This window comes from Listeria farberi, from assembly GCF_014229245.1.
Taxonomy (GTDB): Bacteria; Bacillota; Bacilli; order Lactobacillales; family Listeriaceae; genus Listeria; species Listeria farberi.
In genome coordinates this window covers 53,940-74,406 of record NZ_JAARZJ010000011.1, presented here as the reverse complement: position 1 = coordinate 74,406, position 20,467 = coordinate 53,940, and the positions used below count along the sequence as shown (strand labels likewise).

At 37.6% G+C, this 20,467-nt stretch carries 23 protein-coding genes and 1 pseudogene; 19 read left to right on the top strand and 5 right to left on the bottom strand.

The annotated features are described in order from the left end of the window. Nucleotides 1-20: 20 nt before the first annotated feature. Nucleotides 21-1,547, bottom strand: a complete 1,527-nt coding sequence (locus tag HCB45_RS10945; RefSeq protein WP_185619867.1) for a class I adenylate-forming enzyme family protein — start codon at nucleotides 1,545-1,547, stop codon at nucleotides 21-23. A 236-nt stretch (nucleotides 1,548-1,783) separates the two neighbouring features. Between HCB45_RS10945 and HCB45_RS10940 the strand changes: the two genes are divergently transcribed. From HCB45_RS10940 to HCB45_RS10915, 6 genes are all read left to right on the top strand, one after another. Then, on the top strand, nucleotides 1,784-3,304 hold the full coding sequence (locus tag HCB45_RS10940; RefSeq protein ID WP_185317895.1) for a flavocytochrome c: 1,521 nt from the start codon (nucleotides 1,784-1,786) through the stop codon (nucleotides 3,302-3,304). Nucleotides 3,305-3,476: 172 nt separating this feature from the next. Beyond that, complete coding sequence (locus HCB45_RS10935; RefSeq protein WP_185619865.1) at nucleotides 3,477-4,493, top strand: oxidoreductase; 1,017 nt, start codon at nucleotides 3,477-3,479, stop codon at nucleotides 4,491-4,493. Nucleotides 4,494-4,687: 194 nt separating this feature from the next. Then, nucleotides 4,688-5,134 carry a PTS sugar transporter subunit IIA gene (locus tag HCB45_RS10930; RefSeq protein WP_185317897.1) on the top strand — a complete coding sequence of 149 codons (447 nt, stop codon included), beginning with the start codon at nucleotides 4,688-4,690 and terminating at the stop codon, nucleotides 5,132-5,134. 13 nt (nucleotides 5,135-5,147) lie between these two features. Then, nucleotides 5,148-6,542 (top strand): PTS fructose transporter subunit IIC, encoded by a 1,395-nt coding sequence (locus HCB45_RS10925; RefSeq protein WP_185619863.1) that lies wholly within the window; start codon nucleotides 5,148-5,150, stop codon nucleotides 6,540-6,542. After that, on the top strand, nucleotides 6,542-7,402 hold the full coding sequence (locus tag HCB45_RS10920; protein ID WP_185619861.1) for a ketose-bisphosphate aldolase: 861 nt from the start codon (nucleotides 6,542-6,544) through the stop codon (nucleotides 7,400-7,402). The genes HCB45_RS10925 and HCB45_RS10920 overlap by 1 nt, the downstream gene beginning before the upstream one ends. Nucleotides 7,403-7,458: 56 nt before the next feature. Beyond that, nucleotides 7,459-8,229 carry a DeoR/GlpR family DNA-binding transcription regulator gene (locus HCB45_RS10915; RefSeq protein WP_185619859.1) on the top strand — a complete coding sequence of 257 codons (771 nt, stop codon included), beginning with the start codon at nucleotides 7,459-7,461 and terminating at the stop codon, nucleotides 8,227-8,229. Here HCB45_RS10915 and HCB45_RS10910 read toward each other — a convergent pair. Next, entirely contained in the window at nucleotides 8,213-8,440 is a 228-nt protein-coding gene (locus HCB45_RS10910) for a hypothetical protein (RefSeq protein WP_185322356.1), read from the bottom strand. The two genes, HCB45_RS10915 and HCB45_RS10910, sit on opposite strands and share 17 nt — an antisense overlap. A gap of 107 nt (nucleotides 8,441-8,547) precedes the next feature. Next, nucleotides 8,548-9,165 (bottom strand): peptidase E, encoded by a 618-nt coding sequence (locus HCB45_RS10905; protein ID WP_185619858.1) that lies wholly within the window; start codon nucleotides 9,163-9,165, stop codon nucleotides 8,548-8,550. 99 nt (nucleotides 9,166-9,264) lie between these two features. Here HCB45_RS10905 and HCB45_RS10900 point away from each other — a divergent pair. From HCB45_RS10900 to HCB45_RS10885, 4 genes and pseudogenes are all read left to right on the top strand, one after another. Further along, nucleotides 9,265-10,212: pseudogene (locus tag HCB45_RS10900) on the top strand (helix-turn-helix transcriptional regulator). 62 nt (nucleotides 10,213-10,274) lie between these two features. Then, on the top strand, nucleotides 10,275-10,784 hold the full coding sequence (locus HCB45_RS10895; RefSeq protein ID WP_185608045.1) for an NUDIX hydrolase: 510 nt from the start codon (nucleotides 10,275-10,277) through the stop codon (nucleotides 10,782-10,784). 96 nt (nucleotides 10,785-10,880) lie between these two features. Then, entirely contained in the window at nucleotides 10,881-11,600 is a 720-nt protein-coding gene (locus HCB45_RS10890; protein WP_185337138.1) for a YebC/PmpR family DNA-binding transcriptional regulator, read from the top strand. Between the two features lie 36 nt (nucleotides 11,601-11,636). Next, nucleotides 11,637-11,972, top strand: a complete 336-nt coding sequence (locus tag HCB45_RS10885; protein WP_003760313.1) for a zinc ribbon domain-containing protein YjdM — start codon at nucleotides 11,637-11,639, stop codon at nucleotides 11,970-11,972. 40 nt (nucleotides 11,973-12,012) lie between these two features. Here HCB45_RS10885 and HCB45_RS10880 read toward each other — a convergent pair whose 3' ends face one another. Continuing rightward, complete coding sequence (locus tag HCB45_RS10880) at nucleotides 12,013-12,726, bottom strand: GntR family transcriptional regulator (RefSeq protein ID WP_003723222.1); 714 nt, start codon at nucleotides 12,724-12,726, stop codon at nucleotides 12,013-12,015. 156 nt (nucleotides 12,727-12,882) lie between these two features. Here HCB45_RS10880 and HCB45_RS10875 point away from each other — a divergent pair, with 156 nt between their 5' ends. The 4 genes from HCB45_RS10875 to HCB45_RS10860 all read left to right on the top strand — a co-directional run bounded on the left by HCB45_RS10875 (nucleotide 12,883) and on the right by HCB45_RS10860 (nucleotide 16,253). Further along, on the top strand, nucleotides 12,883-14,325 hold the full coding sequence (locus HCB45_RS10875) for a glycoside hydrolase family 1 protein (RefSeq protein ID WP_185317902.1): 1,443 nt from the start codon (nucleotides 12,883-12,885) through the stop codon (nucleotides 14,323-14,325). Continuing rightward, nucleotides 14,318-15,652: a PTS sugar transporter subunit IIC gene (locus tag HCB45_RS10870; protein WP_185317903.1), complete on the top strand. Its 1,335-nt coding sequence runs from the start codon at nucleotides 14,318-14,320 to the stop codon at nucleotides 15,650-15,652. Before HCB45_RS10875 ends, HCB45_RS10870 begins: the two co-directional genes overlap by 8 nt. A 17-nt stretch (nucleotides 15,653-15,669) precedes the next feature. Then, nucleotides 15,670-15,972, top strand: coding sequence for a PTS sugar transporter subunit IIB (locus HCB45_RS10865; protein ID WP_185317904.1), 303 nt, complete (start codon nucleotides 15,670-15,672; stop codon nucleotides 15,970-15,972). An 86-nt stretch (nucleotides 15,973-16,058) separates the two neighbouring features. After that, nucleotides 16,059-16,253 carry a hypothetical protein gene (locus HCB45_RS10860; protein ID WP_003724301.1) on the top strand — a complete coding sequence of 65 codons (195 nt, stop codon included), beginning with the start codon at nucleotides 16,059-16,061 and terminating at the stop codon, nucleotides 16,251-16,253. 38 nt (nucleotides 16,254-16,291) lie between these two features. Here the strand turns inward: HCB45_RS10860 and HCB45_RS10855 are convergent, their stop codons facing one another. Further along, entirely contained in the window at nucleotides 16,292-17,212 is a 921-nt protein-coding gene (locus HCB45_RS10855; protein WP_185317905.1) for a helix-turn-helix transcriptional regulator, read from the bottom strand. A gap of 102 nt (nucleotides 17,213-17,314) precedes the next feature. On the opposite strand from HCB45_RS10855, the gene HCB45_RS10850 reads away from it, so the two are divergent. The 5 genes from HCB45_RS10850 to HCB45_RS10830 all read left to right on the top strand — a co-directional run bounded on the left by HCB45_RS10850 (nucleotide 17,315) and on the right by HCB45_RS10830 (nucleotide 20,456). Further along, complete coding sequence (locus HCB45_RS10850) at nucleotides 17,315-17,734, top strand: GyrI-like domain-containing protein (RefSeq protein WP_185317906.1); 420 nt, start codon at nucleotides 17,315-17,317, stop codon at nucleotides 17,732-17,734. A 189-nt stretch (nucleotides 17,735-17,923) separates the two neighbouring features. After that, nucleotides 17,924-18,208 carry a DUF3130 domain-containing protein gene (locus HCB45_RS10845; RefSeq protein WP_185317907.1) on the top strand — a complete coding sequence of 95 codons (285 nt, stop codon included), beginning with the start codon at nucleotides 17,924-17,926 and terminating at the stop codon, nucleotides 18,206-18,208. Further along, a complete protein-coding gene (locus HCB45_RS10840; RefSeq protein WP_185317908.1) occupies nucleotides 18,209-18,577 on the top strand; it encodes a ribonuclease P in 369 nt (122 codons plus the stop codon). After that, nucleotides 18,574-19,998, top strand: a complete 1,425-nt coding sequence (locus HCB45_RS10835) for a T7SS effector LXG polymorphic toxin (protein ID WP_185317909.1) — start codon at nucleotides 18,574-18,576, stop codon at nucleotides 19,996-19,998. Before HCB45_RS10840 ends, HCB45_RS10835 begins: the two co-directional genes overlap by 4 nt. 11 nt (nucleotides 19,999-20,009) lie before the next feature. Next, nucleotides 20,010-20,456, top strand: a complete 447-nt coding sequence (locus HCB45_RS10830) for a hypothetical protein (RefSeq protein ID WP_185317910.1) — start codon at nucleotides 20,010-20,012, stop codon at nucleotides 20,454-20,456. Nucleotides 20,457-20,467: the final 11 nt, after the last annotated feature.

The following is a 20,467-nucleotide window of genomic DNA, read 5'->3' as shown; positions in this document are numbered from 1 at the left end:
GCAGTTGCCTTTTTTGACACTTATTTTTTAAATTCTCGTTCCATCTGCAAACGCTGTACTTTCATCGTTGCAGTGCGCGGTATATCATCATATTTCATCACAATTGGTTCGTTCATATGTGGTAAATCAGAAATAGCTTTCCACCATGCATCCCAGTTCATTTCTTTATCATCATGAACAGCGATAATTGGTTGCGGGCTACCGCCTTCACCACGGATAATAACTACTTCATCTAAGAAAGTGAGTGTATCAAGCAGTTTATCTTCAATTGCAAGCGTGCTATCGATTGTTTCGACTAAATCCACTTGCCTGTCCTGCAAGAACAACCTACCTTGTTCATCTTTCATACCGTAATCACCGCTGTCCCACCATGGTCCGTACACATTTTCTTCAAAACGAGCTTCTTCTTTATAATAAGTAAGCGCGCGACCTTTGGAAAGCATTTGGATATTGCCACTAACACCGGCTGGAACTGGATTACCATCTTGGTCCACAATCCGAACTTCTGTTAAACCAGGAACCCCGATTCCCATATCACGCGCATTTAGCGTTTCGATGGATTGCAGTGTATGACCACGTAAAATCATCGGACCACATTCACTTTGCCCATAAATTTGTAAGAAAATCGGTTTTTTATATTCAGAAGTACGAAGGAAAACCGCCATAGTTTCTTTGTTAATCGCATCAAATGTAGAATGATAAAATTTAATGCTTTGGAAAACATCCGGTTTTTCACGAGCAAGGGAAGCCCATTGTACAAAATGGTTTGGATGGGTTTCAAGCACATATGGTTTATATTCACGTAGTACTTTTTCCACATTCGCTTTGGAAGGATTAGCAATTGGTAGCAGCGGGAAACCAAGCGACATCAAGGATGAAACGCCAATGTTAAACCGAGAATGAACAGGTGAGATGTGGAAAGCTACAAGTCCTCTTGGTTTGATGAAATTGAGAATGCGTCGTTGATATTTCGTTCTCCAACCCATCGAATTCGCGGAATGGGCAATTAATTTTGGTACACCCGTTGTCCCGGAAGTATGCGTCATGTAAGCAATCGTGTCTTTTGGTAATTCCTCTTGCTCACAACTATAGCCGTCTAGTGGGGCTTTGAATAATTGTTCAGCGTTGATCAATCTATCGTCTGGCAAATTGTTTAATTGATGGCTTTTCTCCGAAGTCTCGGAATCAAAAAGTAACCAAGGTTGATCAAGGCGATTTACAAAAATATCAATAGTGGACGCTGGAAGGTGTGGGGAAACCATAATTGGTACAGCACCAATATAAGAAATCGCAACTGCTAAAATATAAGAATCGAATTTGGCAGATTTATAAACAATTACTTTTTCTTCTTTACGCACACCAAATCTATGTAGATGAGCTGCTTTTTGGATGATAGCTTCTTCGCATTTTTTGTAAGTGGTGTGAAGACCTAATTCAGGAAAAGTAACAAGTTCTTCATCAAAATGGATGGGCATTTCTGGATAGCATTCAGCAGATTTTTTGAAGTTTGAATAAAGATTAAGCGGTTCATACTTTTTTATCGTCATATGGCGATGCTCCTTTAATATTTGATGTTGCTATTATATCACTTTGTCGAAATAATGAGGAGTGGTTACTAAAAACATTTTCGTCATTTAAAAAAACTGTAAATTCCTTGTTTTCTTAATTCAAGAAATCCTACAGATACCCTATAAAGAAGTCTCAATTAATGTTATAATATGTTAATATAATCACAAACTGTTTGGCAAAGGGAAATTTTTTAAAAAAAGTGGAGGTAAAAAACATGAAAAAAAGGTTAGCTACAACTCTCATTATGCTACTATCACTTGCACTAATCATCGCAGGTTGTGGCAGTAATAACACAAGTAAAAGTGACTCGGCAAAAACAAAAGAAAAAGAAAAAACAGAAGTAACATCTGGAGCATCAAAAACAAGCTACACAGATCCATCCGAATTAAAAGATAAATACGATATTGTTATCGTTGGTGCAGGTGGCGCGGGAATGTCAGCAGCACTAGAAGCAAAAGCGAAAGGTATGAACCCAGTAATTCTTGAAAAAATGCCACTAGCAGGTGGAAACACAATGAAAGCCTCTTCTGGTATGAATGCCTCTGAAACTAAATTCCAAAAAGAACAAGGAATTAATGATAGCAACGACAAGTTTTATGAAGAAACATTAAAAGGCGGTCACGGAACTAACGACAAAGCAATGCTTCGTTTCTTCGTAGATAACTCCGCTAGTGCAATTGATTGGTTAGACTCTATGAATATTAAATTAAATAACTTAACTATCACAGGCGGAATGAGCGAAAAACGTACGCACCGTCCTGAAGATGGCTCAGCTGTTGGTAAATACTTAGTAGACGGTTTACTAAAAAATGTGCAAGAACAAAAAATCCCAGTTTTCGTTAACGCAGACGTAAAAGAAATTACACAAAAAGACGGAAAAGTAACTGGCGTGAAAGTAAAACTAAACAATAAAGACGAAAAAACCATTAGCTCGGATGCAGTAGTTGTTACAACTGGTGGTTACGGTGCTAATAAAGATATGATTGAAAAAGAACGTCCAGACTTAAAAGGATACGTAACAACGAACCAAGAAGGAAGTACTGGCGACGGTATTAAAATGATTGAAAAACTTGGCGGAACAACTGTAGATATGGACCAAATTCAAGTTCACCCAACCGTTCAACAAGAAAAATCTTACCTTATCGGTGAAGCTGTCCGCGGTGAAGGTGCGATTTTAGTTTCTCAAGAAGGTAAACGTTTCGGAAACGAATTAGACACACGTGATAACGTAACTGCTTCTATCAATAAATTACCAGAAAAATCCGCATACCTAGTATTCGATTCAGGCGTAAAAGATCGCGTAAAGGCAATCGCGCAATACGAAGAAATGGGCTTTGTTGAAGAAGGTAAAACAATTGATGAATTAGCTGGCAAAATCAATGTTCCAAAAGAAGAACTAACGAAAACATTAGACACTTGGAATGCAAGCGTTAAAAACAAAAAAGACGAAGCATTTGGTAGAACAACCGCAATGGATAATGATTTATCCAAAGCTCCATACTACGCAATCAAAATCGGCCCAGGAATTCATTACACAATGGGTGGCGTAAAAATCAATACAAATACAGAAGTTTTAGACAAAGACGGTAAACCAATCACAGGCCTATTTGCTGCGGGAGAAGTAACTGGTGGCTTACACGGTGAAAACCGTATCGGTGGGAATTCTGTTGCTGAAATCATTATTTTTGGACGTCAAGCTGGCGATAAATCAGCAGAATTTGTAAAAGCAAAGTAAAAATTTCTTAACCAATAGTTATGTGATTACTTAAAAATAAAAACTTGCTAAGACGCTCTAAATAGACGTTTTAGCAAGTTTTTTTATTGGCTTAATAAAGCGTTAGTGTAGTACTATGGATAGGAGCTAATACTAATTTAAACCATTAGTTTTTTTATAAGGAGGAAATAATATGTTGAAAATGGGTTTTATCGGAAATGGGAAGAGCACGAATAGATATCATTTACCGTTTATTTTGGAGCGAGACAATATTGAAGTGAAGACAATCTATAATCGAAATCCAAAAACAGCGACATGGGACAAAATTAAAGGGGTACATTATACAACAGACTTAGATGAACTATTAAAAGACCCTGAAATAAAGCTAATTACCATCTCTACGACACAAAGCTCTCACTTCGAATATGCGAAAATGGTCTTGGAAAATGGCAAAAACGTACTTGTCGAAAAACCATTTATGATGACTTACGACGAAGCTAAAGAAATATTCGAACTAGCTAAAGAACGCGGTTTACTAGTACAATGCTACCAAAATCGTCGTTTTGATTCCGATTTCCTCACAGCACAAAAAGTGATTGAAAGCGGAAAATTAGGCGATTTATTAGAAGTAGAAATGCATTATGACTATTTCCGTCCAGAAATCCCAGAATCCGTCCATGAATTTAAATTCTACGATAGCTATCTTTATGGTCACGGCTGCCACACAATTGATCAAGTTTTATCTTATTTCGGAAAACCTGATGACATTCACTACGATGTGCGCCAACTGCTCGGCGAAGGACGAATGAACGATTATTTCGACCTTGATTTATATTACGGCGTAACAAAAGTATCCGTAAAATCAAGCTACTTCCGCATAAAAGCCCGTCCAAGCTTTGTCCTATACGGCAAAAAAGGCATGTTTACAAAAGAAACAAAAGACCGCCAAGAAGAACATTTAAAACTCTTTTATATGCCAAGTAATCCGGACTTTGGGATTGACTTACCAGAACACTACGGCACGCTAACGTATGTCGATGAAGCAGGAGTTTGGCACGAGGAAAAAGTTATTTCCGAAGTTGGTGATTATGGCAGGGTTTATGATGATTTATACGAAGCTATTATTAATGGAAAACCAAAACAAGTGACCGACGAAGAAACCTTACTACAGATGGAGATTTTAGAAAAAGGTGTCGAAGCTTGTAAATAAAAAATGTCCGCGAGAGCAATCTTGCGGTATTTTTTTAGATAAAAATGATTGATTTCGTTCAAATAAACAACCAAAAAAACCATAAAAATGAACTTTTTGCATAATTCATCCATAATATTGAATGAAGTCGTTCAGAGTGATATAGTGTAATCAAACAAGTGAAGCGCTTACTTTGTTGAGAGAGGATGTGGATTATGACTATATCGAATTTAATTAATAAAGACCGAATTATTTTTGATAATCGTATTCAAACAAAACAATTATTATTTGAAAAAGTAGCAGAAGTACTAGCTGAAGAGGGCTCTATAACAAATCCAAAAAAATTTATCCGTGACTTATATAAACGAGAAGAAGAAACTTCCACTGGAATTGAAGATGGTTTTGGCATCCCTCATGCAAAAAGTAAATATGTAAAAGAACCATTGATTGTTTTTGTTCATTCTGGCATTATAAATGATTATTTTGGATTAGATGATTCACCGATTGAATGTAGTTTTCTTATTGGTGTTCCGAAAAAAGCCACAGACGTCCATTTGCAAATATTAAGTGAACTATCAAGGAAGTTAATGAACGAGGAATTTCGCGAAAAATTAAAAAATTCCAAAAACGAAACTGAAATTATAACAATTTTATCGAACTAAGGAGGCGTTTCACATGAAAATAGTTGGTGTTACTGCTTGTCCCACTGGTATTGCGCATACGTATATGTCTGCCGAGAAATTAACTATAACGGCAGAAGCGCTTGGTTACGAAGTGAAAATCGAGACTCAAGGAGCAAAAGTAGAAAATGTTTTAACAAAAGAAGATATCGCGACTGCTGATTATGTCATTTTAGCAGTGGATAAAGAAATAGATACATCCAGGTTCGCTGGAAAGAAAATTAAAAAAGTATCCACTTCCAGAGCGATTAAAGAGGCTGATGTGGTTATTGATGAAACTATTTCAGGTAAAGGGTTAATCCATTTGGAGGCGAAAAGTTCGGATGTAAGCTCTGAACAACCTTCAAAAGCAAGTTTATATAATCACTTTATGAATGGTGTTAACTATATGTTGCCATTTGTCATAGCTGGCGGGATTTTAATTGCCATTAGTTTTGCATTTGGGATTGATGCCTCAAACCCTGACTCTGATTCGTATAACGCTTTAGCAGCTGCATTTTCTAAAATTGGTGGGGATACTGCATTTGGTTTAATGGTTCCAGCACTTGCAGCAGGGATAGCGGTTTCTGTGGCTGGTCGAGCGGGATTTGCGCCCGGGCTTGTCGCAGGGACACTGGCGACTGTTGGTGGATCAGGATTTCTAGGCGGTATGATCGGTGGTATTTTGGCTGGTTATGTGGCACATTTCTTTGCTAATAAAGTCAATGTCACTAAATCACTTGCTTCGATTTATCAGTTGATTGTTGTACCGCTGTTAGGGATTACGATTGTTGGTTTGGCAATGGTATTTATTATTGATACACCAATCGCTTGGGTTTTAAACGCACTCACAGGTTGGTTAAATGGGCTTGGTGAGACATCTGGCGTCGTATTTGGACTACTCATTGGTGTGATGATGGCAGCAGATATGGGAGGTCCAATCAATAAATCTATTTCAACCTTTTCAATTGGGTTAATGTCAGCTGGTGTAACCGCACCGATTGCGGCTTGTATGGCGGCTGGAATGGTTCCACCACTTGGATTAGCACTCGCAACACTATTATTTAAAAACAAATTTACAAAAGAAGAAAAAACAGCGGGGAATTCTTGTTGGGTGTTAGGTGCATCTTATATTACTGAAGGAGCAATTCCTTTCGCAGTTGCTGATCCGCTCCGGGTTATCCCGAGTTTGATGTTAGGTTCTGCAACAGCGGCTGCAATTTCTATGGGGGCTGGTGTAACTTCGATGGCGCCTCACGGTGGAATTTGGGTAATGTTCATTCCAAATGTAATTAACCATTTATTTATCTACTTACTAGCAATTGCAGCAGGCACAGTCGTGACAGCAATTTCTGTCGGACTATTAAAAACCCCATTAAACAAGCGAAAAAATAAAGAGGAGATGATATAATGTTATATACAATGAAAGATCTTTTAGTAGTAGGAAAAGAGCATCAATTTGCGGTACCAGCATTTAATATCTGTAGTTTTGATATGTTAAAGGCGATAATGGAGGAAGTGGAGGCAAATAATGCTCCTGTAATTTTAGAAATTCATCCGGATGAAATAGAATATCTTGGTGATAACTTTGTTGCAACAGTAAGAGAATACGCACATAGAAGTAAGGTGCCGGTCGTTATTCATATGGACCACGGTGGAACAATTAAAGATGTGATGCGGGCTATTAGAAATGGCTATACTTCCGTCATGATTGACGCTTCAAGAGCCAGTTATGAAGAGAACGTGGCGTTGACTAAGCAAGTGGTTGAACTTGCGCATAAAGTCGGTGTTTCTGTTGAAGCGGAACTTGGAACAATCGGGAACAATGGTTCAGCAGAAGGCGGGGCGGATACCATCATATATACTGACCCTGACCAAGCAGAAGATTTCGTACAGAGAACTGGCATTGATACGTTAGCCGTAGCTATTGGAACGGCGCATGGTTTATACCCTAAAGATAAAAAACCAGAACTGAATATGCCTCTTTTAAAAGAATTAAATAAACGCTTGGATATTCCGTTTGTACTTCATGGTGGTTCAGGAAATCCAGATAAAGAAGTCAGTGAATCTGTACAGTACGGCGTTAGGAAAGTAAACCTTAGTTCAGATCTGAAAAGTGTGTTTTTTGAAGAAGTTCGCCGCGTTTTAGTGGACAATCCTGCGATGTATGAACCAAATCAAGTGTACCCATCAGCAAATGAAAAAGTAAAAGAAGTTGTAAGACATAAATTACACATTTTAAATACTACTGGTCAAAGAGATAAATATTAATAAGAAGGGTAGAAGCGCTAGTTATAGTGCTTTTGCCCTTTAAGGAGTGGAGGAACATGTTAAGCACAGCGAAAGAACGGCAACTAAAAATCGTTAACCGGCTAAAAGTGGAACAATTTATGCGGATTATTGATTTAGTGGAGCTTGTCAACTACAGCGAAGCCACTGTGAAACGGGATTTAGTAGAATTAGAAAAAGAAGGACTTGTAAGACGAACAAGAGGCGGCGCAATGATTATCGATAATAAAAAAATCGATTTGCCTTATTTAATGAAAATGAATGAGCGAAGTAATGAAACGAGTAAAATAAGAATTGCCGATATTGCAAAATCACTGATTCGCGATGATATGGTGATTTTCTTAGACTCGAGCTCAACTTCACTGCATTTAATCGATGTTTTAAGTAAATTTGATGGACTGCAAATTATTACAAACGGGGTCATGACGGCTTCCATGCTATCAGAATTTACAAATGCAAGAGTTAGTATTTTAGGAGGCTCGATTTTAACGAAGCGATATACGGTGAACGGCGCAAAAGCATACAATGATGCTTTAACTTATAATGCGGATATTGCTTTTGTTTCATGCCGCGGGATTGACTATGACAAAGGCGCAACGGAAACACATGAAGGTGAAGCACTCATCAAACAAGCTTTCAGACGCCAGTCAAGTTCGCTCGTTTTACTCGTCACAGAAGAAAAAGTAGGACACAAGTTTATGCACCAAAGCTTAGCATGTCATGATATCGACTATTTAATTACGGACTTCAAACTGGACCCAGATGTAGAGGAACAGTTCAAAATCCATCAAATTACTTGTTTGTATTAGATTTTATACTTAAATAGGCAAAAATAATCGCAAGTACTAAAAGTAAAACAGGTATTACTAATAAACTCCCGAAAAAGTGAATGTCATTAAATTCTTCGCTATCTAATAGTGATAATAATATGACATTTTTTTGAATAACATTTAAAACTTGTAAGCCCATAAAACTTAGCATACTAAGTATTAATGAAACGAAACTAAAAATTTTGTACATGTTGTACCTCCTATGATGTAGTTTTTAGTTTTATTATACACCAAAAACAAAAACGTCTTGAAACTTAAACGGATATCCAAGTTTCAAGACGTTTTTGGAGAATGCGGTTAAAGAATTCCTTTCGAAGTTACCACGTTACCTTGTACAAAAATAGTTTCGCAGTTACTAATCGGAAATATTTTTAAATCATCCGCATAGTCCGCTATTATTTGTTGTGTTATTTTTTTAAAAGGTGCGTTGTTGTAATGAGGAAGCGTATAGAAATTGACTAAATTTAAAGCATCATAGTTGGTTAAATTAGTGGCTTTTTTTATGCTGTCCATCGATTGGATATACGAAATATTAGGACTCGTGATGACTGCGCCAGCTGATTCACCAATATATAATTTTCCTTTAGCAATTTCCTCTAAAAGTAATTTATCTGCACCAGTTCGTTTCAATTCTTGAAGTAAAAAGAAAGTATTTCCTCCAGTAACATAGATAAAATCATTTTTTTTGAGTGTCGCTGTTATTTCTCCTAGAGTTTCTGTAGCCACGTCTAGTTCCTCTACAATTAACCCTAAATCCTCGAGCGCTTTTTTACCAGCTTCTACATAAAAAACTACTTCTTCGACTGTGCTAGCGGTCGGGATAAAAGTAACGGTTTTTCCTTGGAAATTACTTTTTACTTCTTTAAATAACGGTATAACATCTTTAAAAGACGAGGTCAAAAATAAGTTTTTCATCATTCTAGCTCCTTTGGGTTTGATTTCTAGTTATAGTATAATATTAAAAGGTATCAAATAGTGACACCTTTTAATATTGATAAAAGAAAAGAGATGGAGATGAAAAAATCAGAACGATTAAATGATATGATGCTGTTTTTAAATGATAAAAATGCATTTCAATTAAGCGACATAATGGGAAAATATGGCGTTTCTCGTAGTACGGCGATTCGAGATATACAGTCTTTAGAAGAAATAGGTATGCCGATTTACTCGGAACGGGGACGAAATGGTCATTATTAGGTGCTTCGTAATCGGCTACTCTCGCCCATTGTCTTTAATATCGATGAGGTATTTGCGCTTTATTTTTCGATGCTTACGTTAAAGGCTTATGAAACAACACCTTTTCATTTAAGCGTGGAAAAATTAAAAACGAAATTTGAACGTTGTCTTTCAGCTGAAAAAATCGAAATGCTCCGAAAAACGGAAGAAGTATTTAGTCTCGGCTATATAAAGCATAATAATCAATGTGAATTTCTAGATATTATTTTGCAATTTACGATGGAAGAGAAAGTATGTCAGATTAATTATGATAAAAATGGGACTGAAAAAACGTATATTGTTCAATTTTATAATATATCTTCGGCGTACGGGCAATGGTATGTGACGAGTTATAACTTCGAAACGAAACGGATGCAGGTATTTCGCTGTGATAAAATCCTTGGGCTAAAAGAAAATGATACTTTTGAAGCTGGAAAATTGGAAGATTTAAAAAAAGTGGCTGATGGTTTTTATAAGAAAACAAACGTAACTAATTTTGAAGTGGAAATTGCCTCAAATGGTGTTGACTTATTTTTTAAAGAAAATTATCCATCGATGAAACTTCATCAACAGGAAGGGCGAAATTTTATTCATGGTTTTTATCATAAAGGAGAGGAACAATTTATTATCAATTATTTACTAGGTTATGGTGAAAAAATTATAGCCATTCAGCCAGATTCATTGCGAGATATGTTGCTAAATGAGCTCGATACGATAAAAAAACATATGCAAAATTTATCATCCTAAAAAAGAATTTGGTGCTTTTTGTATAATAAAAACAAGACAATGATCAGAAGGAGTCGATTTCTGTGGAAGAATGGGATTTGCTAAATGAGAATCGTGAATTAACCGGGAAAACACATATCCGCGGTGAAAAACTAGCACCCGGAGAACTTCATCTGGTTGTTCACGTATGTATTTTTAACGAAAAAGGGCAACTTTTAATCCAAAAGCGCCAAAAAGATAAAGAAGGTTGGCCGAATTATTGGGATCTTTCTGCGGCTGGTTCTGCGTTAAAAGGCGAAACAAGCCTGCAAGCTGCTGAACGAGAAGTGCAAGAAGAACTAGGAATTACAATTGATTTAAGTAAAACCCGTGCCAAATTCAGTTACCATTTCGAAGCAGGATTTGATGATTATTGGTTTATTACGAAAGACGTGGAACTAAGCGACTTAATTTTACAAAAAGAAGAAGTAGCAGATGCCCGTTTTGTCACTAAAGAAGAGTTAGACGCATTAAGAAGTTCGGGCGAATTCATTCCTTATTTCTTTTTAAACCAGCTTTTTGACCTTAAAAACGCTACAACTATTCATTTTTAACGAATATAGCTAAATTTCCACTTAACAAATTCGTTTCCTACACTTATAATAGTACAGAGACATGAGAAAAACTCCAATTAGAAAGCGAGTGGTAATATGGGCCGTAAATGGGCAAATATTAAAGAGAAAAAAGCGTCAAAAGATAAAACAAATAGTCGTATCTATGCGAAATTTGGAATTGAAATATATGTAGCGGCTAAATCAGGCGACCCAGATCCACATTCCAACCAAAAATTACGTTTTGTTATTGAACGTGCAAAAACATACAATGTGCCAAAACATATTATTGACCGTGCAATCGAAAAAGCGAAAGGCACTGGAGATGAAACTTATTCAGAACTGCGCTATGAAGGCTTTGGTCCAAGCGGCTCGATGATTATCGTAGACGCACTGACAAATAATGTGAATCGTACAGCATCCGATGTTCGCGCAGCTTATAGCAAAAATGGTGGAAACATGGGCGTTAGTGGCTCTGTTGCTTATATGTTTGATAATACAGCCATTTTTGGTGTTGAAGGTAAAGATGCGGATGAGCTATTAGAACTTTTAATGGAAGCGGATATTGATGTTCGTGACATTTTAGACGAAGATGGTCAAGCGATTATTTATGCAGAACCAGAAGATTTCCACAAAGTACAAGAAGGTTTGAAAGCGGCTGGAATTGAAGAATTTACAGTAGCGGAAATCGAGATGATTCCTCAAAACGATATTCAATTATCAGGTGAGGATTTAGAAAAATTCGAGAAACTAATTGATGCTTTAGAAGACCTAGAAGACGTGCAAAAAGTATATCATAACGTCGAATTAGAAGATTAACAGCCAACTATTACAACAATCGGAGGAATTGATAAAATGTCAAAATTACCAAATTGCCCAGAATGTAACTCAGAATATGCATACGAAGATCGCGGTCTATTAATTTGCCCGGAATGTGGCCATGAGTGGAGTGCTGTAGCAGAAGAAGCTACCGAGGAAAAAGTGTTCAAAGACTCAAACGGCAACGTCCTAACAGATGGTGATTCTGTCACAGTCATCAAAGATCTTAAAGTAAAAGGTGCATCAAACCCAATCAAAATGGGAACAAAAGTAAAAAATATCCGCTTAGTAGACGGCGACCACGACATTGATTGCAAAATCGACGGCTTCGGCCCAATGAAATTAAAATCAGAATTTGTTAAGAAGATATAAAAAAACAGCGATTCTCTAATTCAGAGAGTCGCTGCTTTTTTTAATTCTGCACAAAAACCGTTTCAAACACAAATGATTCATACGTATGGCGCGTTATCGAATATTCGAACACACGACCATCCTCCAAATGTGCTAATTTTTCAATTTCCATCATAAAAGTAGGTTCTTCTAAATCGAGGAGCTTGCTATCCTCTTGATTTGATTTATCCCCGCGCACCCAAACATGGGCACTCTGCATCTTGAGTTTCAAATCATCACGAATATAATTATAAATCGAGTCCTCTAAATGACGCGGCTCGAGTCCTGGAATAATCGCAAGTGGCATATAAGTATGTTCAATCGAATAAGCTTTGTGACCAACTTCTCTCATCCGGATGATTCGGTAAATATAGTCATCCTGCATCTCTAATTTTTCTGCGACTTCTTTCGATGGTTTTTCAATAGAAAATAAAATGACTTTCGATTTAATATTGTCTTTCCCAAATGTATTTACGAGTCCTGACATTGGACCCAGCGCGAATTCGCCGCCGTTAGTAGAATGGGATTTAACGAAAGTCCCAGCACCACGTCGTCTAATAACCATACCTTCTTGCACGAGCATATCTAGCGCTTTTTTGACAGTTAGTTTGCTGCAATCATAAACGCGTGCCAGACTATCCCCATCAGGCAATTTCTCGTTAATTTCGTATTTGTTTTGGTTGATTTTATCACGGATATCTATGTATATTTCCATGTATTTAGCCATTCCCGACATTTTATTGGCTCCTTTACTGATGTAATAAGCATAGTATACCATATACTTTTATAAAAAGGTATCCCTATAAATAAAAGTATATATCTTTTAACAAAAGTATTGTTTTTTAAATAAATGTATGCTATATTTATTTTGACAAAAGGGAGGCCATAAAAAATGAAAGAATTATTAACGTTTCCAAAAGATTTTTGGTGGGGCTCTGCGTGGTCTGCTGAACAAGCAGAAGGTCGCGGAGACACTGGTAAGGCAAAAACTGTTTGGGAGCATTGGTTTGAAACAGAACCGAATCGCTTTTACGAAGGTATAGGTTCAGAAATTACAACAGATCATTTTAATCGGTATAAAGAAGATGTGCAGTGGATGAAGAAAACAGGACATAACTCGTTCCGGATTTCGATTTCATGGGCGCGAATGTTTCCAAACGATGGTGTCGGCGAAGTGAACCAGAAAGCTATTGCGTTTTATCGCGATTTACTTACTGAGATGAATGAAAACGGTATCAAACCATTCGCGAACTTATATCATTTCGATATGCCCGTTGCACTTCAAGACGCTGGTGGCTGGGAATCAAGAGAAGTTGTGGATGCTTATGTTCATTTTGCGGATACTTGTTTTAAAGAATTTGGCGATTTAGTTTACCACTGGTTTACGTTTAACGAACCACTCGGACCAATTCTTGGCGGGTATTTAGAAGATTTCCATTATCCGAATCAAATTGACTTCAAACGCGGTGCACAAGCTGGTTTTAACACAATATTGGCACATGCATTAGCTATTAAAGCATTTAAAAAATTAAACTTGTCATCAAAAATCGGCGTAATTTTAAACCTTAGCCCGACTTATCCGCGTAGCCAAAACGAATACGATTTAGAAGCTGCAGAAATCTGTGATGCTTTTTATACGAGAAGCTTCTTGGATCCGATGGTTAAAGGAACTTTCCCAGAAAAATTAGTTGAAATTATGCGCGAATACGATCAAATGCCCGAATATACGGAAGAAGATTTGACGATTATTAAAGAAAATACAGCGCAAATTCTTGGCCTAAATTACTATGAACCAAGACGCGTGAAAGCCCGTTTAACCGCTATTAATAAAAAAAGTCCGTTTTTACCAGATTGGTTTTTTGAACCGCACAATATGCCAGGTAAACGAATGAATATTTATCGCGGTTGGGAAATTTATGAACGTGGGATTTACGATTTATGTATTGATATTCGCGATAATTACGGCAACATCGAATCATTTATTTCTGAAAATGGTATGGGTGTAGCGAATGAAGAGCGTTTCTTAAATGAAGATGGGCAAATTCAAGATGATTACCGGATTCAATTCGTCAAAGATCATTTGGCGTATGTACATCAAGCGATTGCAGAAGGTTGTGATATTAAAGGGTATCACTTATGGACATTCATTGATTGTTGGTCGTGGATTAATGCCTATAAAAACCGTTACGGACTCGTTTCACTTGATGTTGAAACTGGCAAACGCACAATGAAGAAAAGTGGCGAATTTTATAAAAAAATGAGTGACATGAACGGTTTTGAATATGAAACAAGCAAACTAGTTGGGACGAAAAGGGAGGAAACAACTAATGGCTGAAACGAAAAAGAAGTCGATTGTTAATGGATTTATTAATGTAGCACAACGTCTTGGTGGTCAGATTCATTTGCGTTCATTGCGTGATGCTTTTGCGAGTATTATGCCGTTCATGATTTTAGCTGGTTTTGTCACACTGATTAACTATGTTATTTTAGAACCGACTGGCTTCATGGGCAAAATTGTTAACCCAGATACACTTAGAACTTGGCAAGAAATTGGTATTTCAATCGGAAATGGTACCTTGAGTGTTATTACACTTTTGGTCACTGTGGCGATTTCGTATCATTTATGCTTGAATCGTGGCTATAAAAATGTCATTGCTCCAATTCTTGTCGCTTTATCTTCATTTATTGTCGTAACACCGATTGCGATGACGTTTCTTCCAGAAGGCGCATCAAAATCAATCGAAGTACCAAATGTTATCCCAGTTAGTTATACTGGTGCGTCAGGTATGTTCGTTGGTATTATCGTTGGCTTAATTGCAACCGATTTATTCATTAAATTATCGAAAAACAAACGTATGCAAATCAATTTAACAGGAAATATTCCACCGGCAGTTATTAAATCATTTAACGTGTTAATTCCGATTATGATTACGGTTATTATTTTCTCGATTGTGTCATTTGCCGTTAATCAAATTTTCAGTATGGACTTTAACACGCTTGTTACAACAATTATCACGAAGCCGCTTAGCTATGTGACGACAAGTCTTCCAGGATTCTTGCTGATTACTTCTATCGCTAACTTATTCTTCGGTTTAGGGATTCACCAAGCAGTTATTTCTGGTCCGTTACTAGATCCATTTTTACTTCAAAATATGCAAGAAAACATGGTAGCCTACGCGAATCATCAAGAAATTCCGCATATTATTAACATGGCTTTCAAAGATACATTTGCGGTTATGGGTGGCTCAGGAAACACGATTGGTCTACTAATTGCCATTTTCATCTTTGGAAAACGAAAAGATTACAAAGATATCTCGAAATTATCCGCAGCACCTTCGCTATTTAACATTAGTGAACCGATTATCTTTGGTCTACCGATTGTCTTCAACCCATTACTAATTATCCCGTTCGTACTAGCGCCAATTTTCTCTTTAACAACAGCGTATTATGCGACGGCAGCAGGTTGGATTAATCATGTAGTTGTACAAACCCCGTGGACGACACCGCCGATTATTTCAGGTTTCTTAGCAACTGGCGGGGACTGGCGCGCGTCCGTTTTACAAGTAATTATCATTGTTGTGACGGTCTTTATCTATCTGCCGTTCCTACGCATGGATGAAAAAGTTGCTTTTGCTACAGCTCAAAAAACAGAAGCAAAATAAGGAAGGAAGTTTAACCAATGAAAAACATTTTATTAGTATGTAATGCTGGAATGTCCACAAGTTTCTTAGTAGAAAAAATGAAAGCAGTAGGACAGGAGCAAGGTATTGAAGCAAATATCTGGGCTGTATCCGACGCTGAACTGCACGAAAACTGGGAAAAAGCAGATGTTATTTTGCTTGGACCACAAGTTGGTTATTTAAAAGGTAACACAGAAAAAGTAGTTGGCGGAAAAATTCCTGTCGAAGTAATTAATATGTTAGACTACGGCCGTGTAAACGGAGCAGCGGTACTTGAAAGAGCAATCGAATTAATCGGTTAAAAAAGTAAGGGAGTGTGGCTTATAGTCGCACTCCTTTTTTATCGGGGAAGAAAGTGTTATAATGTCTGAAAAGGAGCGGAATTATTATGAAATATGTAAAATCACAAATGAAAGAGCTTGTAAAAGATAGCGTAGACTTGCAAGAACGCCTTCAAAAGCTAATGAAAGAAATGGATTTAGAAAAAACTTTCGCTTTAAAAGCACTTTATCATTCAGAAGTAGCTGATGGTGGACCGTACCAAACAGCGTATCAAGATTTGGATTATAAATATAAAGATTAACATCAAATGGCTCTGCTAAATAATTAGCAGAGCCGTTTTTAGATATATTTTCCTTGGATTTCTGCTAAATAATCAACAAAATTATCGTAAAAGTCATCACGGTTTTGAATGGTTACATGTGTTCCAAGTTGGAGCAAAAAGCGGTACCCGGCCTCATGATCGGGAAGTGTCACTTTTACTAAAAAATGCTCTTCATCTTGCTGTGAAATTGCAACTGGATCAAAGCGCTCAACGATTTGTTCACGAGCTATTTTATCTACAATTAAAGTGACTTCATGCATCAAGAACGTGGGTCTATAAGCGGTCATGCCAAATGGTTTTACAACAAAAGGCCGCGCTTCAAAAGTTTCTTCCAGCGTTTTCAGTTCAACAATACGCGACATTTTAAACGTCCGAAAATCGCTACGCTCCAAGCTGTAACCTTGCAAATACCAAGAACGATTCCTAAATAGGAGGTGATACGGCTCAGTTTTACGAACGGTTTGATTGCCGGTTCGATCAATGTAGCTGAGTTCCACTAGTTGATGTTTTTTTATCGCTAAATATAAACTTTCGACTTTAGCATTTAACTCTTTTTTCATGGATAAATTGGAGAAATCAAGCGAAATCGAACTTTTGGGCGGTTCGCTGGAATGGTCGAGCATGTTTTTCATTTTTTGAAGGGTTTTCTTGGTTTCAGCGGAAGAAAGCAACTGCTCCATCCCGTCTAAGCTGGCGATAATAGCTGTTAAATCCTCTGCTGTGAGAAGCTTTTTGTCGACTTTGTAGGTAGGCATAATTCCAATACCACCTTTCGTTCCGGCAATCGTGTAAATCGGGATATTCGCCATCGCGAGCGTGTCAATGTCGCGAAAAATAGTACGTTTGGAAACCTCAAACATTGTAGCCAATTCAGAAGCACTGACTAACTCACGTTGGAGGAGTAGCATGATAATTCCGATGAGTCGCTCGATTTTCATTTTTTTCTCCTTTGTTTTTGGAATGATGACAGACAGTTGTCATCATTCGCGTGTTATAGTTACATCATATCAAAGTTAAGTAACTTTTTGGAGGGAAATATTATGGCATTTGAAATTGTTGAATTAAAAAAAGAAACATTTACTGGAAATAAAGTAGAAATCCCTGAATTTGATCCACAAAAAGGCTTTGGCCCAATGAGCGAAATCAAAGAATCAGCCTACACAAAATTTGCAAAAAACGAAAAAGACTACGTTGGCATTAACGCAAGTCTTGACGGCTTACAATATTACATCGTAGCAAGTGTGAACGGTGAAAACGGCAACACAACCTTCGACATCCCAGCAGGCAAATACGCAAAATTCGTAACAAGCGAATCAGACCGTCCAGCACTAGACGGCTTCATCGGCGCAGCTTACGGCGAAGTGAGCCAAAGCGATACGATTGGCATTGCGGGATCGTTTAATTTGGAAGATCTTAGAGAAGCTGAGTTTACGCTTTATATTCCGGTTGTTAGTAAGTAAATTGAGGAGATCTCTTTCGGATGAAAGGGGTCTTTTTTGCATACAATAAAAAAGGTATAAAAATATACTAATTAGTTCTTTATCTGACTACGCTTATACACAGAGGTTCACAAAACGCTCACAAAAGGGAAGTAGTTACGATGCTATAATAGAGGAGTGGAAAACTAGACATAGAGAGGAATCATCAAGATGAGAGAGATAAAAGTCAACGAAGCAACGTTCCAAAAACATGCCTCGAACCTAGACAGCAAAAGCGCGGGAAGCTATTTGCCGTTAAAAGGTGGAAATATGGCATACTCCCGAGCGAATTCTATCAATCAGTTACGGTCTGCATTAATTGATTTGGTCGATGTGGTAGAAGATTTCCAAACCGTGACAAAGCAAGATGCGGGTAGATTAAAGAAAATGGGCATGGCCTATGCGAAACAAGATCAAGCGATGGGACAGAAAATAAATCAGCTGGAGGTGCGGTAGATGGACAACGTGCACAGCCAGTTAGAACAGCAACTACAACAAGTGAAAAAAGCGCAGGATGTTTTACAAGATAATTTGAGGCAGACTAAGCGCAAACAAGCGGAACAAGAATGGTTAGAAGAAGATAGCCATCAATTAGAATGTGAGAAACAAGGATTGCTGGACTTCTTGCGAGGCGGATGGCAAGGGGAGGAAGCGAATGGTTTCCACCGCTATCTGGAAGAACAACAACACGAAGAAGCGATGGCATGGCGAAAAGATTTGTCGGAAAAACGTGTTCATTTGGAAGAAGAAGCGCGGACTACTAGAGCAGAAATGCACGATATAGAGACCAAACAATCCTCCTTGCGAAAGGAGTGGAACCAATGAGTCGAATCGATATTGCAGAACTCAATGACTTTCTTCAAGGATTACAAAGCAGTAATGCTGAGGCTAAAAAGATGATACGCGGGATTCAACAAGCAGCGAGCAAGTATGCACAAGATAAAAGTTTAAAAGGGCAAGCAGTATCAGCATCCCAAAGCTATTTTACTTCCAGTTATCCCTCTATCGCGCAAAGTATTTTAGAAGCCTTGGAAGAAAGCGAAGAACGTTTAGCACAATACATACGCGAGTTTGGTAGCCAAGTCGATAGCTCGCCTTCCGCCCGAATCGATGCGGAAATCCTTCAAGAAGCAATGACGAAAGTGGCACATTTGCAGCGAAAAGAAGAAGACTTACATCGCCAACTCACCGCGCCGAATACGAAGCCAGATATGCAACAAGTCTACGTAGTCCAAGCAAGAAGTGCGCACACGCAATTACTGCAAGCTATCGAAAAAGAAGATATACTAGAGAGGTACATCGCCTTTGAACAAAGTCACGCCCAGTTTTTTAGTGCGTTAACCGAACTCATTCACTCCACAGGACGAGCGGTCCAAGAACTGAAACAAAATGTGACCTTCCATGAGAAAACAGGCACCTACACTGTGTCTCAAAGCGTCCATGCATCTATTAGTTTGATGAGAAAAGCGATGGATAAAGCACGTAAAGAAAACGCCAAAGATCCCTTCCCAGAAGCATTCGAAGACTATCAGTTATTCGCCTATACTTATGTGAATGACAAAGGCGAAACCGTCACGATGTGGCTATTGGAACGAGACGGCAAACGCGCCAGTAACAAAGAACTCCAAGCTTTTCTAGAGGAGAACGGAGCCGAGTTAGACCCTATTCTGTACACAAATCTTTCCGGTGAAGAGCTCGAACGCAAAGTAAATGACGCATGGAAAGACGGCGTCAACTACTTAAATGGTCAAAAAGTAACCGGATTTTCCGGCGTGACACTGAGGTCCTCTGCTTATGTAGCTAGCGTGAAGGATGCGATGGATGACGCTGGTTTGACCGATATGGCACTAGGATTAGGCTTTGGGATTGCGGCGGCGAGGAATAAATCTATTATTGATGGGAAAACTAGTTCAAGTAAAACTAAAAAAGGAACAATAAATGAACAAAAGAACGATTATGAAACAGAAGTTTTCCTTCCAGAAGAATACTATAAAAACTATAGATTGCCATCTAGAGTCGAACCAGGAGTTAAATCGTTAAATAAATTTGATGATTTAGGTAATTTAAAACAAACAAAGTTTTATGATGATTATGGTCGGGAAAAAGGTTGGATAGATTATACTAATCATGGGAGACCGAATTCACATAGTGCTCCCCACTGGCATGAATATATTTATAATGCAGACTTTCCTTTGGGAAAGAAAATAGACCATAGATTTGATACTAATCCACCATTTAACAAATAGGAGTGATGAGATTGAAAAAACTAGATTTCAACTACAAGGATGCCAATTATAATGCAGATTTTTTAATAAAAGTATTAACTGTTTTAAAAGATATCACCAAAGTTGAACAGTTCACTATCGAAATGATAGATGCAGTTCCAAATGATCAAGAGCAATTCAAGGAAGAAAAAGGGCTATTTAGCACAGAAGTTTTTGATTTTAATAATTTAGTAAAAGAATCACACGGTATCAATGTAGATTTTAAAGAAATAATAAATATATTAAAACAATGTCGAACTGTTTGGGAACTTAGTATATTGGTTGTTACATCTGAGAATGAATTGAATGATAGCGGAAAAGTCTTGTGTGAAGTGGAGCTTATAGAGGGAGATTTATTCACAATTCTTTATAGTGAAGACTTTCCTATTGATTTGTTTTTAGAAGAATTTAGTACTGATGAAATTACTATAGAGGGCTAAATAGGAGAGGA

What these genes read in the sequence shown, in the direction of transcription:
- HCB45_RS10920 (WP_185619861.1), top strand. Translation starts at nt 6,542, where the DNA reads ATGTTATATACAATGAAAGATCTTTTAGTAGTAGGAAAAGAGCATCAA.
- HCB45_RS10880 (WP_003723222.1), bottom strand. Translation starts at nt 12,726, where the DNA reads ATGTCGGGAATGGCTAAATACATGGAAATATACATAGATATCCGTGAT.
- HCB45_RS10875 (WP_185317902.1), top strand. Translation starts at nt 12,883, where the DNA reads ATGAAAGAATTATTAACGTTTCCAAAAGATTTTTGGTGGGGCTCTGCG.
- HCB45_RS10855 (WP_185317905.1), bottom strand. Translation starts at nt 17,212, where the DNA reads ATGAAAATCGAGCGACTCATCGGAATTATCATGCTACTCCTCCAACGT.
- HCB45_RS10850 (WP_185317906.1), top strand. Translation starts at nt 17,315, where the DNA reads ATGGCATTTGAAATTGTTGAATTAAAAAAAGAAACATTTACTGGAAAT.
- HCB45_RS10890 (WP_185337138.1), top strand. Translation starts at nt 10,881, where the DNA reads ATGGGCCGTAAATGGGCAAATATTAAAGAGAAAAAAGCGTCAAAAGAT.
- HCB45_RS10865 (WP_185317904.1), top strand. Translation starts at nt 15,670, where the DNA reads ATGAAAAACATTTTATTAGTATGTAATGCTGGAATGTCCACAAGTTTC.
- HCB45_RS10845 (WP_185317907.1), top strand. Translation starts at nt 17,924, where the DNA reads ATGAGAGAGATAAAAGTCAACGAAGCAACGTTCCAAAAACATGCCTCG.
- HCB45_RS10940 (WP_185317895.1), top strand. Translation starts at nt 1,784, where the DNA reads ATGAAAAAAAGGTTAGCTACAACTCTCATTATGCTACTATCACTTGCA.
- HCB45_RS10915 (WP_185619859.1), top strand. Translation starts at nt 7,459, where the DNA reads ATGTTAAGCACAGCGAAAGAACGGCAACTAAAAATCGTTAACCGGCTA.
- HCB45_RS10840 (WP_185317908.1), top strand. Translation starts at nt 18,209, where the DNA reads ATGGACAACGTGCACAGCCAGTTAGAACAGCAACTACAACAAGTGAAA.
- HCB45_RS10910 (WP_185322356.1), bottom strand. Translation starts at nt 8,440, where the DNA reads ATGTACAAAATTTTTAGTTTCGTTTCATTAATACTTAGTATGCTAAGT.
- HCB45_RS10930 (WP_185317897.1), top strand. Translation starts at nt 4,688, where the DNA reads ATGACTATATCGAATTTAATTAATAAAGACCGAATTATTTTTGATAAT.
- HCB45_RS10835 (WP_185317909.1), top strand. Translation starts at nt 18,574, where the DNA reads ATGAGTCGAATCGATATTGCAGAACTCAATGACTTTCTTCAAGGATTA.
- HCB45_RS10925 (WP_185619863.1), top strand. Translation starts at nt 5,148, where the DNA reads ATGAAAATAGTTGGTGTTACTGCTTGTCCCACTGGTATTGCGCATACG.
- HCB45_RS10870 (WP_185317903.1), top strand. Translation starts at nt 14,318, where the DNA reads ATGGCTGAAACGAAAAAGAAGTCGATTGTTAATGGATTTATTAATGTA.
- HCB45_RS10935 (WP_185619865.1), top strand. Translation starts at nt 3,477, where the DNA reads ATGTTGAAAATGGGTTTTATCGGAAATGGGAAGAGCACGAATAGATAT.
- HCB45_RS10905 (WP_185619858.1), bottom strand. Translation starts at nt 9,165, where the DNA reads ATGAAAAACTTATTTTTGACCTCGTCTTTTAAAGATGTTATACCGTTA.
- HCB45_RS10860 (WP_003724301.1), top strand. Translation starts at nt 16,059, where the DNA reads ATGAAATATGTAAAATCACAAATGAAAGAGCTTGTAAAAGATAGCGTA.
- HCB45_RS10885 (WP_003760313.1), top strand. Translation starts at nt 11,637, where the DNA reads ATGTCAAAATTACCAAATTGCCCAGAATGTAACTCAGAATATGCATAC.
- HCB45_RS10945 (WP_185619867.1), bottom strand. Translation starts at nt 1,547, where the DNA reads ATGACGATAAAAAAGTATGAACCGCTTAATCTTTATTCAAACTTCAAA.